This window comes from Micromonospora sp. NPDC005220, assembly GCF_040607895.1.
Lineage (GTDB): Bacteria > Actinomycetota > Actinomycetes > Mycobacteriales > Micromonosporaceae > Micromonospora.
This window is the reverse complement of the sequence record NZ_JBEXHP010000008.1, coordinates 93,162-108,503: the sequence shown is the minus strand read 5'-3', so window position 1 is coordinate 108,503 and position 15,342 is coordinate 93,162. Positions and strand designations below refer to the sequence as shown.

General features: G+C 70.6%; 13 protein-coding genes and 1 pseudogene. All 14 read left to right on the top strand.

Going from position 1 to position 15,342, the window contains the following annotated elements; translation table 11 throughout:
* Positions 1-99: 99 nt before the first annotated feature.
* Positions 100-1,251, top strand: a pseudogene (locus tag ABZU52_RS05995) (cell wall anchor protein); the annotation flags it as partial.
* Positions 1,252-1,960: 709 nt separating this feature from the next.
* Positions 1,961-2,671 carry a demethylmenaquinone methyltransferase gene (locus tag ABZU52_RS05990; protein ID WP_196920656.1) on the top strand — a complete coding sequence of 237 codons (711 nt, stop codon included), beginning with the start codon at positions 1,961-1,963 and terminating at the stop codon, positions 2,669-2,671.
* A gap of 89 nt (positions 2,672-2,760) precedes the next feature.
* Positions 2,761-2,985: a hypothetical protein gene (locus tag ABZU52_RS05985; RefSeq protein ID WP_354969950.1), complete on the top strand. Its 225-nt coding sequence runs from the start codon at positions 2,761-2,763 to the stop codon at positions 2,983-2,985.
* A 139-nt stretch (positions 2,986-3,124) separates the two neighbouring features.
* Positions 3,125-4,402 (top strand): geranylgeranyl reductase family protein, encoded by a 1,278-nt coding sequence (locus ABZU52_RS05980; RefSeq protein WP_354969949.1) that lies wholly within the window; start codon positions 3,125-3,127, stop codon positions 4,400-4,402.
* Between the two features lie 135 nt (positions 4,403-4,537).
* Positions 4,538-4,903: an NADH-quinone oxidoreductase subunit A gene (locus tag ABZU52_RS05975; protein ID WP_007454588.1), complete on the top strand. Its 366-nt coding sequence runs from the start codon at positions 4,538-4,540 to the stop codon at positions 4,901-4,903.
* A 14-nt stretch (positions 4,904-4,917) separates the two neighbouring features.
* Positions 4,918-5,595, top strand: a complete 678-nt coding sequence (locus ABZU52_RS05970) for an NADH-quinone oxidoreductase subunit B (RefSeq protein WP_145785918.1) — start codon at positions 4,918-4,920, stop codon at positions 5,593-5,595.
* Positions 5,592-6,329, top strand: a complete 738-nt coding sequence (locus tag ABZU52_RS05965) for an NADH-quinone oxidoreductase subunit C (RefSeq protein WP_354969948.1) — start codon at positions 5,592-5,594, stop codon at positions 6,327-6,329. Before ABZU52_RS05970 ends, ABZU52_RS05965 begins: the two co-directional genes overlap by 4 nt.
* On the top strand, positions 6,326-7,651 hold the full coding sequence (locus ABZU52_RS05960; RefSeq protein WP_354969947.1) for an NADH-quinone oxidoreductase subunit D: 1,326 nt from the start codon (positions 6,326-6,328) through the stop codon (positions 7,649-7,651). The genes ABZU52_RS05965 and ABZU52_RS05960 overlap by 4 nt, the downstream gene beginning before the upstream one ends.
* Positions 7,651-8,667, top strand: a complete 1,017-nt coding sequence (gene nuoE / locus ABZU52_RS05955) for an NADH-quinone oxidoreductase subunit NuoE (RefSeq protein ID WP_354969946.1) — start codon at positions 7,651-7,653, stop codon at positions 8,665-8,667. Before ABZU52_RS05960 ends, nuoE begins: the two co-directional genes overlap by 1 nt.
* The gene (gene nuoF, locus ABZU52_RS05950; protein ID WP_354969945.1) at positions 8,664-9,980 is read left to right on the top strand and encodes an NADH-quinone oxidoreductase subunit NuoF; all 1,317 of its coding nucleotides are present in this window, start codon (positions 8,664-8,666) and stop codon (positions 9,978-9,980) included. The genes nuoE and nuoF overlap by 4 nt, the downstream gene beginning before the upstream one ends.
* The gene (locus ABZU52_RS05945; protein WP_354969944.1) at positions 9,980-12,493 is read left to right on the top strand and encodes an NADH-quinone oxidoreductase subunit G; all 2,514 of its coding nucleotides are present in this window, start codon (positions 9,980-9,982) and stop codon (positions 12,491-12,493) included. Before nuoF ends, ABZU52_RS05945 begins: the two co-directional genes overlap by 1 nt.
* Before the next feature lie 61 nt (positions 12,494-12,554).
* Entirely contained in the window at positions 12,555-13,904 is a 1,350-nt protein-coding gene (gene nuoH, locus ABZU52_RS05940) for an NADH-quinone oxidoreductase subunit NuoH (protein ID WP_354969943.1), read from the top strand.
* A 1-nt stretch (position 13,905) separates the two neighbouring features.
* Positions 13,906-14,547: an NADH-quinone oxidoreductase subunit NuoI gene (nuoI, locus tag ABZU52_RS05935; protein WP_354969942.1), complete on the top strand. Its 642-nt coding sequence runs from the start codon at positions 13,906-13,908 to the stop codon at positions 14,545-14,547.
* Positions 14,544-15,317 carry an NADH-quinone oxidoreductase subunit J gene (locus tag ABZU52_RS05930; RefSeq protein ID WP_354969941.1) on the top strand — a complete coding sequence of 258 codons (774 nt, stop codon included), beginning with the start codon at positions 14,544-14,546 and terminating at the stop codon, positions 15,315-15,317. The genes nuoI and ABZU52_RS05930 overlap by 4 nt, the downstream gene beginning before the upstream one ends.
* Positions 15,318-15,342 lie beyond the last annotated feature (25 nt).

Below are 15,342 nucleotides of genomic sequence, written 5' to 3'. Positions count from 1 at the left end.
ACGGATGAAAACGGGTCCGCCTGCTGGCGTGGAAGATCGGCCTCCGATAGCGTCCGCTCGTTCCGCAACCATTCTTTCTTCCCTACCCCCGGGGGACTGATGACAGCGTTCCACCGTTCGACGCTGGTGCGCGCCAGCGTCGTGGCGCTGATCGCGGCCGGCGGCATCGCCGCAGTGGCCGCCCCAGTGCTGGCGGCCGAGCAGGCCGATCTGGCCCTGGTGCCGCTCAGCTACAACCTGGCGAAGGGTGTCACGGAGGCCAAGAGCAAGCCGTTCAAGTTCTCGGTCGACAACACCCGCAGCAAGGAAGACGCCAAGGGCGTCAGTTACACCGTGGACACCAGCAAGCTGAAGACGAACAAGGTCCGGGTCGTGGTGCCCGACGGCTGCCGGGTGAACGGCGAGAAGTTCACCTGCCGCCTCGGCGACCTGGCCGCCGGCACCAGCGAGGACTTCGGCATTCCGATCTTCTCCACCGGTGGTAAGGGCGCCGCCGGCACGCTGGTGGTCACCATCCGCTCGGCGACCGACGACCCGAACAAGGAAGACAACAGGGTCGCGCACGACATCACCGTCACCGAGCCCGGGTACGACCTGACCAGTTGGGTGCAGGACGTCAACGCGAACGTCGTGGTGAACGGCGTCAACGGCGACGACCCCGACCTTCGGCCGGTGCGGCCGGGCGAGACGGTGCCGGTCGACTGGGCGGTCTACAACGACGGCAGCCGCAAGGCCACCGGCCTCGCCTACGTGCTCACCCTCCCGGCGGGCGTCACCTTCGACACCCTGCCGGACACCTGCACCACCCAGACCTTCGGCGTCGTCCAGGCGCTCTGTCAGGACGACGGCGCGGTGATCCGGCCCGGTGACTACTACACGGCGGATATCAAGGTGACCGTCGGCAAGGACGTCACCGAGCCGGTGCTGCGGGTCGGTGAGCTGGTGGCACACGGTCTGGACGCCGCAGCCGGCAAGCCCGAGGAGCAGCCGCGGCGGGCCAGCACCGCTCAGCGCAAGGCCTTCACCGAGGTCGACGAGGGCGACAACCAGGCCATCTTCGACGTCTTCGTCGACCTGGCCGTGGACCCGACGCCGACGCCCACGCCGACGCAAACGCCGAGCCCGTCGCCGACGGTCACTCCGACCGAGTCGCCGACCCCGACGGAGACGCCGACCCCGACGGAGACGCCCACGCCGACGCCGACGGTCACTCCGACCGGGACCCCGGCGCCGACGGAGACGCCGACGCCGACCGAGACGCCCACGCCCACGCCGACCGTCACGCCGACCGAGACGCCGACGCCGACCGAGACCCCGACGGAGACGCCCACGCCGACGCCGACGGTCACTCCGACGCCGACGGTCACTCCGACGGAGACGCCGACGCCGACGGAAACGCCCACGCCGACCGAGACGCCGAGCCCGACGCCGACGGCTACCCCGACGGAGACGCCGACGCCGACCGCGACGGCCACCCCGACCGCGACGGCCACCCCGACCGCGACGGTCACGCCGACCGCGACGGCCACCCCGACGCCGAGCCCGAGCGGTACGACGACGCCCGGCACGACCGTCTCGCCGGGTGCCGGTGGCGGCGGCGCCGGCTCGGGCGGTGGCGGCCTGCCGGTGACCGGTGTGCAGGTCGGCCTGATCGGTGGCATCGGCGTGGTCATCCTGCTGGTGGGCGGAGCGCTGCTGGTGCTCACCCGTCGGCGCAAGGTGGTCCTGGTCTCGCCGACCGACGAGAAGTCGACCGACTGACACCGGTGCCCTGACGAACGGCGCGCCGAGGAGGCGCGACCGCGACGGGTGCGCTGGCGACACGTGTCCTGACCGAGGCGTCCTGGACGCGGGCACGACGTGAGGGCGGGGTGGGCGACCACCCCGCCCGCTCGCGTACGGGGTGCGTGTCACCCCACCCTGCGGACGTCGGTTGGCGGGCGGCTGGCAGAGTGGAGGGGTGAGCCGTACCCCGCAGGGCCAGCGAGCCAGCCTGGACAAGCAGCCGCACGAGGTCGCCGCGATGTTCGACGGCGTGGCGGAGCGTTACGACCTGACCAACACAGTGATCTCGCTGGGGCAGGACCGCTCCTGGCGCCGGGCCACCCGGGCGGCGCTCGGGCTGCGGCCGGGCGAGCGGGTGCTGGACGTGGGCGCGGGCACCGGCGTCTCGACGCGCGAGCTGGCCCAGTCCGGGGCGTACGCGGTCGGGGTCGACCTGTCGCTGGGCATGCTGCACACCGGCAAGCGGGCCCGACCCGAGGTGCCGCTGCTGGCCGGAGACGCGCTGCGGCTGCCGTTCGCCGACGCCAGCTTCGACGCGGTGACCATCTCGTTCGCGTTGCGCAACGTCAACGACACCGACGCGGCGCTGCGTGAGCTGGCCCGGGTGACCCGGCCGGGTGGCCGGCTGGTGGTGTGCGAGTTCAGCACCCCGGTCAACCCGGTCTTCCGCACGGTCTACCTGTCGTACCTGATGCGGTCGCTGCCGGCGGTGGCCCGCACGGTGTCGAGCAACCCCGAGGCGTACGTCTATCTGGCCGAGTCGGTCCGGGCCTGGCCGGCGCAGTCCGCGCTGGCCGGGCGGGTGGCCGCGGCCGGGTGGGGGCGCGTGGCGTGGCGCAACCTGACCGGTGGCGTGGTGGCCCTGCACCGGGGGATCCGGGAGTAGCGGCGGACGCCGCAGAGACCGGAGCGGACAATATTTCAGATTCCGTGAATATCGGTCTTTAGTCCACTTTGCCCCGTAGGCTCGATCGCATGACGGGAGCAGACCCGGCGGCCCCGGTGGTCGCCACCGACGACGACGCGGCCGAACTCATCGCCCAGTTGCGCGCGTTGGCCGGGGCCGACCCGCTGGAGGTCCGGCAGGTGGTCGCCGAGGTGTTGGCGGCGCTGGACCGGGCGGCGGGCGGAGCGCTCCGTGAACATCTGCCGGAGGCGATCCGGGTCGACGCCGGCCTCGACGCCCCCAGCCCGGCCTGACACCTGACTGCTGTGGACGGTGGTCGAGTGTCACATCGGCGAGTTAGGTACCCCTGATCCTGCGCAGGTATGACGCCGGTCATACACTCGTCCCGTCTGGCTTGTGAAGCATTTCACGAGCGTGCGGGAGGAGGCGCGGATGACCGCGGTGGAACACGACGCCGACGTCATTGTCGTGGGCGCCGGTCCCGGTGGATCAGCTACTGCGTACCACCTGGCCCGGCACGGCGTACGGGTGCTGTTGTTGGAGAAGACCGAGTTCCCCCGGGAGAAGGTCTGCGGCGACGGGCTGACCCCGCGCGCGGTGCGCCAACTCATCCGGATGGGTGTGGACACCTCTCCCGAGGCGGGCTGGCTGCACAACCGCGGCCTGCGGGTCATCGGCGGCGGGGTACGCCTCGAACTGGACTGGCCGGAGCTGGCCAGCTTCCCCAACTACGGTCTGGTGCGAACGCGACTGGACTTCGACGACCTGCTCGCCCAGCGGGCGGTGGCCGCCGGCGCGAAGCTGCGGACCAGCGTCAACGTGCTCGGCCCGGTCCTCGACGGCGATGGCCGCGTCACCGGCGTCGAGGCGGAGGTCGGGCCGGGCAAGGAGCCCACCACCTTCCACGCCCCGCTGGTCGTCGCGGCGGACGGCGTCTCCGGCCGGTTCCCGCTCGCGCTCGGGCTGGCCAAGCGGGAGGACCGGCCGATCGGTGTGGCCGTCCGCCGCTACTACCGCTCGCCGGCCAAGCACGAGGACAACTACCTGGAGTCCTGGCTGGAGCTGCGCAGCAAGGACAGCGGCGACAACCTGCTGCCCGGGTACGGCTGGATCTTCGGCCTGGGTGACGGGCGGGTGAACGTGGGCCTCGGCGTGCTCAACTCGTCCTCGGCGTTCGGCAAGACCAACTACCGCCGACTGCTCACCGACTGGCTCGCCAACACGCCGGTTGACTGGGGGATGACCGACGAGACCAACGCCGACGGCCCGATCCTCGGTGCCGCGCTGCCGATGGGCTTCAACCGGGTGCCCCACTACACCCGGGGCGTGCTGCTGGTCGGCGACTCGGGCGGCATGGTCAACCCGTTCAACGGTGAGGGCATCGCGTACGCGATGGAATCCGGCGAACTGGCCGCGGAGGTCGTGGTCCAGGCCCTCGCCCGGCCGGCCGGCCCGGAACGCGAGCGCGCGCTGATGGCGTACCCGAACGAGCTGAAGGCCCGGCTCGGCGGTTACTACCGGCTGGGCGGCATTTTCGTGAAACTGATCGGCCGCCCCGAGATCATGCGGATCGCCACCAAGCACGGCATGCCGCACCCGACGCTGATGCGTTTCGTGCTCAAGCTGTTGGCCAACCTGACCGACCCGCGCGGCGGGGACGCGATGGACCGGGTCATCAACGCGATGACGAAGGTCGCCCCAGCCGTATAAGTAGGACGGCATCGGCGCTGGTCGCAGCCTCGATGCCGACAAAGATCGACCCCCGCTGACTGCCACTGCGAGGGACGTGAATAGTGTGATTTTCGTCAAGCACCGAGGGCAGGGAAGGACGAGCAGGAGAAAACGATGTCGCTCTCGCCTTACGCACCGATCATCGGGCTGTTCGCCCTCGCCGCGGCGTTCTCGCTGTTTTCCGTCGGCGCCGCCCGCTTCGCCGGTCCCCGTCGCTACAACAAGGCCAAACTCGAGGCTTACGAGTGCGGCATCGAGCCCAGCCCGCAGCCGGTCGGCGGCGGGCGGTTCCCGATCAAGTTCTACCTGACGGCGATGCTCTTCATCGTCTTCGACATCGAGATCATCTTCCTCTACCCCTGGGCGGTCTCGTTCGACGCTCTGCCGATCTTCGGCTTCGTGGAGATGGTCCTGTTCATCGTCGCGGTCTTCGTTGCGTACGCCTACGTGTGGCGGCGCGGCGGCCTGGACTGGGACTGAGGAAGGAACGTCAGATGGGCATCGAGGAGAAGCTTCCCGCCGGCGTCCTGCTCACCTCGGTGGAGAAGCTGGTCAACTGGTCTCGGAAGTCGTCCGTGTGGGGCGCCACCTTCGGCCTGGCCTGCTGCGCCATCGAGATGATGGCCGCCGGTGGTCCGCACTACGACATGGGCCGCTGGGGCATGGAGGTCTTCCGGGCGTCGCCCCGGCAGGCCGACCTGATGATCGTGGCCGGCCGGGTGAGCCAGAAGATGGCCCCGGTGCTGCGCCAGATCTACGACCAGATGGCCGAGCCGCGCTGGGTGCTCTCGATGGGCGTCTGCGCCAGCAGCGGCGGCATGTTCAACAACTACGCGATCGTGCAGGGCGTCGACCATGTGGTGCCGGTCGACATGTACCTGCCCGGCTGTCCGCCCCGGCCGGAGATGCTCATCGACGCGATCCTCAAGCTCCGCGAGAAGATCATGTACGAGCCGCTGGGCCCGAACGGTCGCAAGATGCTCGCTGCCCGCCAGGAGCGCGGCGACGTTCCCGTCGTGCCCTACGGCTCCATGCCCTCCTCGTACCGCAACGACAAGGCCCGGCGCGCCGAGTGGACCCGGGCGGTCCGCGAAGGTCGCGAGGAGCAGTTGCGCATCGAGAACTGGATGAACGCTCAGAACCACCTCCACCCGCAGGTAGGCCCGAAATGACGTCACCCACGGACAAGCCAAACGACGGCGGCGTACCACTGCCGGTGGTGCCGGCCGGCGCCACCAGTGGTGCCCCCGCCGAACACCCGCCGGCCAGCCGGGCGGGTCGCGGGATGTTCGGCAACCAGGGCACCGGCGACGTGTCCGGCTACGGCGGCCTGGTCCGCCAGCGCCAGCCCATCGAGGAGGCGTCCCGGCCGTACGGGGGCTACTTCGACGAGGTCCGCGACGCGCTGGAGGAGGCGTACCCGGCCTTCAACGACGCCATCGAGAAGGTCGTGGTCGACCGGGGTGAGCTGACCCTGCACGTACGCCCGGAGCGGATCGCCGAGGTCTGCCAGGTGATGCGCGACGACCTGGCGCTGCGGTTCGAGCTGTGCTCCTCGGTGTCCGGCGCGGACTACCTGGGCGCCGACGAACGCCGGCTGCACGTGGTCTACCTGCTCACCTCGATGACGTACCGGCGGCGGGTCCGGCTGGAGGCGGCGGTCTCCGTCGAGGCCCCGCACCTGCCCAGCGTGACCGCCATCTACCCGACCGCGGACTGGCAGGAGCGGGAGGCGTACGACATGTTCGGCATCGTCTTCGACGGCCACCCCAGCCTGACCCGGATCCTCATGCCGGACGACTGGGAGGGCCACCCGCAGCGCAAGGACTACCCGCTCGGCGGCATCCCCGTCGAGTACAAGGGCGCGGAGATCCAGCCGCCGAACGAGCGGAGGTCGTACCAGTGAGCGCGACGAACTACGCCAGCGAGCGGGAGACCGACGAGGGCCGGGTCTTCACCGTCACCGGTGGGGACTGGGACACGATCGTCTCGGGCACCGACCCGATCAAGGACGAGCGGATCGTGGTCAACATGGGTCCGCAGCACCCGTCCACGCACGGGGTGCTGCGACTGATCCTGGAGCTCGAGGGCGAGACGGTCCGCGAGGCCCGCTCGGTCGTCGGCTACCTGCACACCGGCATCGAGAAGAACCTCGAATACCGCAACTGGGTCCAGGGCTCGACGTTCGTGACCCGGATGGACTACCTCGCCCCGATCTTCAACGAGACGGCGTACGCCCTCGCGGTGGAGAAGCTGCTCGGCATCACTGACGACATCACCGAGCGGGCCACCACCATCCGCGTGCTGATGATGGAGCTCAACCGGATCTCGTCGCACCTGGTCTGGCTGGCCACCACCGGCATGGAGCTGGGCGCGATCTCGATCATGCTGTACGGCTTCCGCGAGCGGGAGTACATCCTCGACATCTTCGAGACCATCACCGGTCTGCGGATGAACCACGCGTACGTGCGGCCGGGCGGTGTGGCGCAGGACGTGCCGGACGACGCGGTCGTCAAGATCCGTGAGTTCCTCAAGATGATGCCGAAGAAGCTCAAGGAGTACGAGGACCTCCTCTCCGGCCAGCCGATCTGGACCGAGCGGACGAAGAACGTCGCGGTGCTGGACGTCACCGGCTGCGTGGCGCTCGGCATCACCGGCCCGGTGCTGCGCTCCGCCGGGCTCGCCTGGGACCTGCGCAAGACCATGCCGTACTGCGGCTACGAGACGTACGAGTTCGACGTGCCGACCCACCCCGACGGTGACGTCTGGGGTCGCTACCAGGTCCGGCTCGCCGAGATCCGGGAGTCGCTGAAGCTGGTCGAGCAGGCGCTGGACCGGCTCCGCCCGGGCCCGGTGATGGTCGCCGACCGCAAGATCGCCTGGCCGGCGCAGCTGGCCATCGGCGTGGACGGCATGGGCAACTCGCTGGAGCACGTCGCGAAGATCATGGGTCAGTCGATGGAGTCGCTGATCCACCACTTCAAGCTGGTGACCGAGGGCTTCCGGGTTCCGCCCGGCCAGGTGTACGTCGCCATCGAGGCGCCCCGCGGCGAGCTGGGCGTGCACGCGGTCTCCGACGGCGGCACCCGGCCCTACCGGGTGCACTACCGGGAGCCGAGCTTCGTCAACCTCCAGGCCCTCCCGGCGATGGCCGAGGGCGGTCTGATCGCCGACGTGATCGCCGGCGGTGCCTCGTTGGACCCGGTGATGGGTGGGTGTGACCGCTGATGACGACTTTCACTGACGAGACCCGGGAGCGGGCGCGCGAGATCATCGCCCGTTACCCGGCGGACCGGTCCCGCTCGGCGCTGCTGCCGCTGCTGCACCTGGTGCAGGCCGAAGAGGGGTACGTCTCCCCGGCCGGGGTCGCGTTCTGCGCCGAGGTGCTGGGGTTGAACAAGGCCCAGGTCGGCGCGGTGGCCACCTTCTACACCATGTACAAGCGCAAGCCGACCGGTGACTTCCTGGTCAGCGTCTGCACCAACACCATGTGCAACGTCCTCGGTGGCCAGGAGGTCTACGACACCCTCGCCGAGCACCTGGGCGTCGGGCACGACGAGACCACCGCCGACGGCACGATCACGCTGGAGCACGCCGAGTGCCTGGCGGCGTGCGACTACGGCCCGGTGATGACCGTCAACTACGACTTCTTCGACGGCGTGGACGCCGCCACCGCGGTCGGCGTCGTCGACGAGCTGCGGGCCGGCGGCCGGCCGATGCCGACCCGGGGCGCCCGGCTCTGCACCCTCAAGGAGATGGCGGTGCAGCTCGCCGGTTTCGCCGACGAGCGCGACGGTGCGGTCGCCGACGGCGGGCCGGGCGAGCCCACCCTGCGCGGGCTGCGGCTGGCCCAGCAGCACGGTGTCTCGGTGCCGGGCTTCGACCCGAACACCCCGATCCGCAGCAAGGCCGAGGCCGACAAGGCCGCCGCCGAGGCGAAGGCGAAGGCGGAGGCCGCCAAGCCGGCGCCCGCCGAGGCCAGCGCGGCGCCGGTCAAGGGTGGCGACGGGGCGTCCGCCCCGACGGGAGCGGCCGGCACCAAGGTCCCGACGGACACCTCGCCGCCGGCGTCGCCCGACGCGCAGAAGGCGGAGGCCGCCGGCGTCGCGGCCAACGCGCCGGCCGGCGACGGCAAGCCCGCCGGTGACTCCACCGGCGCGCAGGAGCGCAACCTCACCGAAGCGTCGGCGAGCGCCGATGACGCGAACAGCGCCGACGCGAACGAAACGGGGGCCCAGAAGTGACCACTCCCCGCCCGGAGACGCTGGCCAAGCTGACGCCGGTGCTGACCAAGCGCTGGCTGTCGCCGGACGCCTGGCGGATCGGCACGTACGAGCAGCTGGACGGCTACGCCGCGCTGCGCAAGGCGCTCAAGGCCCACCCGGACGACCTGATCCAGCTGATCAAGGACTCCGGGCTGCGGGGCCGAGGCGGCGCCGGCTTCCCGACCGGCCTCAAGTGGGGCTTCATTCCGCAGGGCGACGGCAAGCCGCACTACCTGGTGGTCAACGCCGACGAGGGCGAGCCGGGCACCTGCAAGGACCTGCCGCTGATGACCCACGACCCGCACGCGCTGGTCGAGGGCGTGATCATCGCGTCGTACGCGATCCGGGCCGCCCGCGCCTACATCTACATCCGGGGCGAGGCGGTGCACGCCGCGCGTCGGCTGCGCAACGCGGTCCAGGAGGCGTACGACAAGGGTTACCTGGGTCGGAACATCCTGCGCAGCGGCTACGACCTGGAGCTGGTGGTGCACTCCGGCGCCGGGGCGTACATCTGCGGCGAGGAGACGGCGCTGCTTGACTCGCTGGAGGGGTTCCGGGGTCAGCCCCGGCTGCGCCCGCCGTTCCCGGCCACCCACGGCCTGTACGCGAGCCCGACGGTGGTGAACAACGTCGGCACCATCGCCAGCGTGCCGCCGATCGTGCTCGGTGGGGCCGACTGGTGGAAGAGCATGGGCACCGAGAAGTCCTCCGGGCCGATGATCTACTCGCTCTCCGGCCGGGTCGCCAACCCTGGCCAGTACGAGTGCTCGATGGGCGTCACGCTGCGCGAGCTGCTGGAGCTGGCCGGTGGCATGCAGCCCGGCCACAACCTGAAGTTCTGGACCCCGGGCGGATCGTCCACCCCGCTGCTCGCCGCCGAGCACCTGGACGTGCCACTGGACTTCGAGGGGGTGGCGGCGGCCGGCTCGATCCTCGGCACCACGGCCACCCAGATCTTCTCCGACCAGGACTGCCCGGTCTACGCGACGTACCGGTGGCTGGAGTTCTACCACCACGAGTCGTGTGGCAAGTGCACCCCGTGCCGCGAGGGCAACTACTGGATGGTCCGGGTCTACCGGCGGATCCTCGCCGGTCAGGGCACCCACGAAGACCTGGACACCCTGCTGGACACCTGCGACAACATCCTCGGCCGCTCGTTCTGCGGTCTGGGTGACGGCGCGACCAGCTCGGTGACCTCCTCGCTGAAGTACTTCAAGCAGGACTACCTCGACTACATCGAGGGTCGGACCGCACCCAAGCTGTCGGAGAAGACCCTGGTAGGGGCGCACTAATGACCGACGTAGCCAAGCAGACCGAGACCGTCACCCTCACCATCGACGGCGTCGAGGTCACCGCCCCCAAGGGGACGCTGCTGATCCGGGTCGCCGAGCAGATGGGCACCGAGATCCCCCGGTTCTGCGACCACCCGCTGCTGGCCCCGGCCGGCGCGTGCCGGCAGTGCCTGGTCGAGGTGGAGGGGCAGCGCAAGCCGGTCGCCTCCTGCACCCAGACCGTCGCCGACGGCATGGTCGTGCGTACCCAGATCACCTCCCCGGTGGCCAAGAAGGCGCAGGAGGGGGTGATGGAGCTGCTGCTGCTCAACCACCCGCTGGACTGCCCGATGTGTGACAAGGGCGGCGAGTGCCCGCTCCAGAACCAGGCGATGTCCACCGGCCGCACCGACTCGCGCTTCCACGAGCACAAGCGGGAGTACGAGAAGCCGATGGCGATCAGCAGCCAGGTGCTGCTGGACCGCGAGCGGTGCGTGCTCTGCCAGCGGTGCACCCGGTTCTCCGAGGAGATCGCCGGCGACAAGTTCATCGACCTGATGGGCCGGTCGTCCGCCGAGGAGATCAACATCTACCGCGACGACGCGTACGGCGCGGAGTCCGGGGAGGACAGCGGGGACGTCCCGTTCAACTCCTACTTCTCCGGCAACACCGTCCAGATCTGCCCGGTGGGCGCGCTGACCGGCGCCCAGTACCGGTTCCGGGCCCGCCCGTTCGACCTGGTGTCCAGCCCCAGCGTCTGCGAGCACTGCTCGGCCGGCTGCGGGCAGCGCACCGACTGGCGGCGCGGCAAGGTGCTGCGCCGGCTGGCCGGCGACGAGCCGGAGGTGAACGAGGAGTGGAACTGCGACAAGGGCCGGTGGGGCTTCCAGTACACCCGGGCCGCCGACCGGCTGACCACCCCGCTGGTCCGCGACGAGCGCACCGGTGAGCTGCGGGAGGCGTCCTGGAGCGAGGCCCTCACCGTGGCCGCCGAAGGGCTGCACGCCGCACGGGAGAGCGGGCAGGGCACGGCGGTGCTCACCGGCGGTCGGCTGACCGTCGAGGACGCCTACGCGTACGCCAAGTTCGCCCGGGTCGCGCTGAACACCAACGACATCGACTTCCGGGCCCGGCCGGTCTCCCGCGAGGAGGCCGACTTCCTGGCCAGCTCGGTCGCCGGGGTCACCGACGTCACCTACACCGACGTGGAGAACGCGCCGGCCGTGGTGCTGGTCGGCCTGGAGCCGGAGGAGGAGTGCCCGATCCTCTTCCTGCGGCTGCGCAAGGCGTACCTGAAGAAGACCCTGACGGTGTACGCGCTGGCGCCCTTCGCCACCCGCGGCCTGGAGAAGCTCGGTGCCAAGCTGGCCCGGGTGGTGCCGGGCGAGGAGGCCAGCGTGCTCGCCGAGCACGCCACGGTCACCGAGGCGCTGAGCGCACCGGGCGCGATCCTGATCGTCGGCGAGCGGTTGGCCACCGTGCCGGGCGGGCTCTCCGCCGCGGCCGACGTGGCTCGGCGTACCGGCGCGAAGCTGGCCTGGGTGCCGCGGCGCGCGGGTGACCGCGGCGCGGTCGACGCGGGCTGCCTGCCCAACCTGCTCCCCGGCGGACGCCTGGTCACCGAGCCGACCGCGCGGGCCGAGCTGGGCGAGGCGTGGGACATCCCGGCCGGGGTGATCCCGAGCCAGGCCGGTCGGGACACCGACGGCATCCTGGCCGCGGCCGCCAACGGGCAGCTCGGCGCGCTTGTCGTCGGCGGTGTCGACCCGGCGGACCTGGCCGACCCGAGACTGGCCGAGTCCGCCCTGGACGCGGTGCCGTTCCTGGTCAGCCTGGAGCTGCGGGCCAGTGCGGTGACCCGGCGGGCGAACGTGGTACTGCCGGTCGCCCCGGTGGTCGAGAAGGCCGGCAGCTTCCTCGACTGGGAGGGTCGGCTGCGCCCGTTCGAGGCGGTGTTGAACACCGCCGCGATGACCGACGGTCGGGTGCTCGACGCGCTGGCCGCGCTGCTCGACGTGCGTCTCGGCACGGCCGACGTGCTGAGCGTGCGTCGTGAGCTGGGCTCGCTGCCGGCGACGCGGATGTCTCGGCCGGCTGCGCCGTCGGTCGCGCCGGGCCGGGTGCCGGAGCCGGGCGCCGGGGAGGCCGTGCTGGCCACCTGGCACCAGCTGGTGGACCTCGGCACCCTGACCGAGGGCGACGAGAACCTCGCCGGGACCGCCCGCCCGCCGGTGGTCCGGCTGGGTAAGGGCACCGCCGAGGCGCTCGGTGTGGTCGACGGTGACCCGGTCACGGTCGGCACCGACCGGGGGGCGCTGACCCTGCCGGCGGAGCTCACCGAGATGCCGGACGGCGTGGTCTGGTTGCCGACCAACTCACCCGGCTCGACCGTGCGGCGCAGCCTCGGGGCATCGTCCGGCGCGGTCGTCCGGATCTCCGTCCCCGCACCGCGCACGGCCATCCCGGCCGGGCGCGCGGCGGCCGACGAGACCGGTCTCCCGGGTCCGCTCCTCAACTCCGGGGGTAACCAGTGAGCGCGAGGAGTGAACGAGCGCAGCGAGTGAGCCCCGCAGTCGCGAACGAAAGGTGGGCACTGTGAGTCCCCTTCTCGCCCAGGATCCGACGCTGGCCGACTTCGGCCGCGATCCGTGGTGGCTGGTTCTCGGCAAGATTGTCTTCGCGTTCGCCTTCGGGCTGCTGGCCACCCTGCTGGGGGTCTGGTTCGAGCGGCGCGTGGTCGGCTACATGCAGGTGCGGCCCGGCCCCAACCAGGTCGGCCCGTTCGGCCTGCTGCAGACCCTCGCCGACGGCCTGAAGATGGCCTTCAAGGAGGACATCCTGCCGAAGGCGGCCGACAAGGTCGTCTACTTCTTCGCCCCGACCATCTCGGTGATCTGCGCGGTCACCGCCCTGTCGGTGGTGCCGTTCGGCCCGATGGTGAGCATCTTCGGTCACCACACGCCGTTGCAGGTCACCGACGTGCCGGTGGCGGTGCTGCTGCTGCTCGCCTGCTCCTCGATGGGCGTCTACGGCGTGGTGCTGGGTGGCTGGGCCTCCGGCTCGACGTACCCGCTGCTCGGTGGTCTGCGGTCGAGCGCCCAGATGATCTCCTACGAGGTCGCCATGGGGCTCAGCATCGTGGCGGTCTTCATGACCGCCGGCACGATGAGCACCAGCGGGATCGTCGCCGCTCAGGGCGACGGCACCCAGCTGACCATCTTCGGGCAGACGGTCCCGGCGCCGGGCTGGTACGCGATCCTGCTGCTGCCCAGCTTCGTCATCTTCTTCATCGCCACCGTGGGTGAGACCAACCGGGCGCCGTTCGACCTGCCCGAGGCCGAGTCCGAGCTGGTCGCGGGCTTCATGACCGAGTACAGCTCGCTGAAGTTCGCGCTCTTCATGCTCAGCGAGTACGTCGCGATGGTGACCATGTCGGCGGTCACCACCACGCTGTTCCTGGGCGGTTGGCGGGCGCCGTGGCCGATCACCATCTGGGAGGGCGCCAACTCCGGTTGGTGGCCGATGCTCTGGTTCTTCGGCAAGGTGATCGCGCTGGTCTTCGTCTTCGTGTGGCTGCGTGGCACGCTGCCCCGGCTGCGCTACGACCAGTTCATGCGGCTGGGCTGGAAGGTGCTGCTGCCGATCAACCTGGTCTGGATCCTGGTCCTGTCGGGCCTGCGCTCCATCGAGGACTGGGACACCCGCAGCAAGGTCATCGCCGTCGGCATTCCGGCCGGCATCCTGCTGATCGCCACGATCTTCTGGCCCAGCCGGCGCCCGACGCCGCAGCCGACGACGCAGGAACAGGTCGACAACCGGCCGCACGGGAGCTTCCCGCTGCCACCGATGGATCTTCAGGTACCACCGAGCCCGCGTATCACGCGCGTGGTCGCCGAGCGGGAGCCGGCCAACATCGTTGCCGGCTCGGACTCCAGGGAGGTGTGACGTGGGCGCGATCACCGGAACGTTCAAGGGATTCGGTGTCACCTTCTCGCACATGTTCAGGAAGGTCGTCACCACCGACTACCCGTTCAAGCCGCCGGTGTCGGCGCCGCGCTACCACGGGCGGCACATCCTCAACCGGCACCCGGACGGCCTGGAGAAGTGCATCGGCTGTGAGCTGTGCGCCTGGGCCTGCCCGGCGGACGCGATCTACGTCGAGGGTGGCGACAACACCGACGAGCAGCGCTTCTCGCCGGGTGAGCGGTACGCCAGCATCTACCAGATCAACTACGCCCGGTGCATCTTCTGCGGGCTGTGCATCGAGGCCTGCCCGACCCGGTCGCTCACCATGAGCAACGAGTACGAGCTGGCCCGGGACAACCGGCAGGACCTGATCTTCACCAAGGAGCAGCTGCTCGCGCCGCTGCTCGAGGGCATGGAGCAGCCGCCGCACCCGATGCGGCTGGGTGACAGCGAGAAGGACTACTACGTCGGCGCGCTGGACAACCCGGGCACCTCCGCCGGTGCGGAGACGTCGCCGATGGGCCCCGGCCGCTACCAGGTCGAGGAGCACCCCGGCGTGACGTTCCCGGGCGCCGAGCAGGCCGCCCAGCGGGTCGCGGCCGGCAAGGGAGAGAAGTCATGACCACGTCTACGGTGCTGGCCGCGGCGGGTGGGGTGTCCGGCGGCGAGGAGGTCACCTTCTGGATCCTCGGGCCGCTCGCGCTCATCGGCGCGATCGGGATGGTGGCCGCGCGCAACGCGGTGCACTCCGCGCTCTGGCTGGTGCTCACCATGCTCTGTCTGGGCGTGTTCTACGTGCTCCAGGCGGGGCCGTTCATCGGCATGGTGCAGATCATCGTCTACACCGGCGCGATCATGATGCTCTTCCTCTTCGTGCTGATGCTCGTCGGTCGGGACTCCACCGACTCGCTGATCGAGACGCTGCGCGGCCAGCGGGTCGCCGCGATCGTGCTGGGGCTGGGCTTCGCCGGTCTGGTCGGCGGCGCGCTCTACCGGGCGCTGGAGGGCACCACCCCGGTCGGTCTGGAGCAGGCCAACGCCGAGGGCAACGTGCAGGGCATCGCCCGACTCCTCTTCACCAAGTACGTGTTCGCGTTCGAGCTGACCTCGGCGCTGCTGATCACCGCGGCGGTCGGTGCCATGGTGCTCGCGCACATCGAGCGCCGTAAGCAGGACAAGGTCGACCAGGTGTCGACCATGCGGGCCCGGTTCGCGCCGGGCAACTACCCCGGCCCCAAGCCGGGCCCTGGTGTCTTCGCGACCTCGTCCTCGGTGGCCACCCCGGCCCGACTGCCGGACGGCCGCCTCTCCGAGCGGAGCACGCCGGACATCCTGCCGGTGCGCGAGCTGACCGCGCAGGAGACCACGCTGAAAGGTACGGACCAACGGTGAGCGCGAGGAGTGCAGCGAAGCGGAG

Excerpts from the sequence above, each read along its gene's own strand:
- ABZU52_RS05985 (WP_354969950.1), top strand. The coding sequence starts at position 2,761 with ATGACGGGAGCAGACCCGGCGGCCCCGGTGGTCGCCACCGACGACGAC.
- ABZU52_RS05980 (WP_354969949.1), top strand. The coding sequence starts at position 3,125 with ATGACCGCGGTGGAACACGACGCCGACGTCATTGTCGTGGGCGCCGGT.
- ABZU52_RS05975 (WP_007454588.1), top strand. The coding sequence starts at position 4,538 with ATGTCGCTCTCGCCTTACGCACCGATCATCGGGCTGTTCGCCCTCGCC.
- ABZU52_RS05970 (WP_145785918.1), top strand. The coding sequence starts at position 4,918 with ATGGGCATCGAGGAGAAGCTTCCCGCCGGCGTCCTGCTCACCTCGGTG.
- ABZU52_RS05965 (WP_354969948.1), top strand. The coding sequence starts at position 5,592 with ATGACGTCACCCACGGACAAGCCAAACGACGGCGGCGTACCACTGCCG.
- nuoE (WP_354969946.1), top strand. The coding sequence starts at position 7,651 with ATGACGACTTTCACTGACGAGACCCGGGAGCGGGCGCGCGAGATCATC.
- ABZU52_RS05945 (WP_354969944.1), top strand. The coding sequence starts at position 9,980 with ATGACCGACGTAGCCAAGCAGACCGAGACCGTCACCCTCACCATCGAC.
- ABZU52_RS05930 (WP_354969941.1), top strand. The coding sequence starts at position 14,544 with ATGACCACGTCTACGGTGCTGGCCGCGGCGGGTGGGGTGTCCGGCGGC.